This is a genomic window from Streptomyces sp. SID5910 (genome assembly GCF_009862125.1).
Lineage (GTDB): Bacteria > Actinomycetota > Actinomycetes > Streptomycetales > Streptomycetaceae > Streptomyces.
In genome coordinates this window covers 1-806 of sequence record NZ_WWHX01000326.1, presented here as the reverse complement: position 1 = coordinate 806, position 806 = coordinate 1, and the positions used below count along the sequence as shown (strand labels likewise).

The 806-nt window shown below is 65.4% G+C and carries 1 protein-coding gene; it reads right to left on the bottom strand.

The features are described from left to right. Nucleotides 1-806, bottom strand: an 806-nt coding sequence (locus GTW67_RS10965) for an alpha-amylase family glycosyl hydrolase (protein ID WP_237518783.1), incomplete at both ends; no start/stop codon positions are given.

The following is an 806-nucleotide window of genomic DNA, read 5'->3' as shown; positions in this document are numbered from 1 at the left end:
ACCGGGAAGTGGAAGGCCATGTGGCACTCGTCGCCGCCCGCCGCGTAGTCCCCGAAGTAGTCGACCACGTCCTCGGGCCACTGGTTGGCCTCCGCCAGCACCACCGTGTCCGGATACTGCGCGTCGATCTCCTTGCGCACCCGCTTCAGGAAGTCGTGGGTGGCCGGGAGGTTCTCGCAGTTGGTGCCCTCCTCCTGGTACAGGTACGGCACGGCGTCCAGCCGGAAGCCGTCGATGCCGAGGTCCAGCCAGAACTTCAGGGCGGAGATCATCTCCTCCTGCACGGCCGGGTTCTCGTAGTTCAGGTCCGGCTGGTGGGAGAAGAAGCGGTGCCAGTAGTACTGCTTGCGGACCGGGTCGTACGTCCAGTTCGACGCCTCCGTGTCCACGAAGATGATCCGCGCGTCCTGGAACTGCTTGTCGTCGTCGGCCCACACGTAGTAGTCGCCGTAGGGCCCGTCGGGATTGCGGCGGGACTCCTGGAACCACGGGTGCTGGTCGCTGGTGTGGTTCATGACGAAGTCGATGATCACGCGCATGCCGCGCTGGTGGGCGGCGTCGACGAACTCCACGAAGTCGGCGAGGTCGCCGAACTCGGGCAGCACGGCGGTGTAGTCGGAGACGTCGTAACCGCCGTCCCTGAGTGGTGACTTGAAGAAGGGTGGCAGCCAGAGGCAGTCGACGCCCAGCCACTGGAGGTAGTCCAGCTTGGCGGTCAGGCCCTTGAGGTCACCGACGCCGTCGCCGTTGCTGTCCTGGAAGGAGCGGACGAGGACCTCGTAGAAGACGGCTCGCTTGAACCAGTC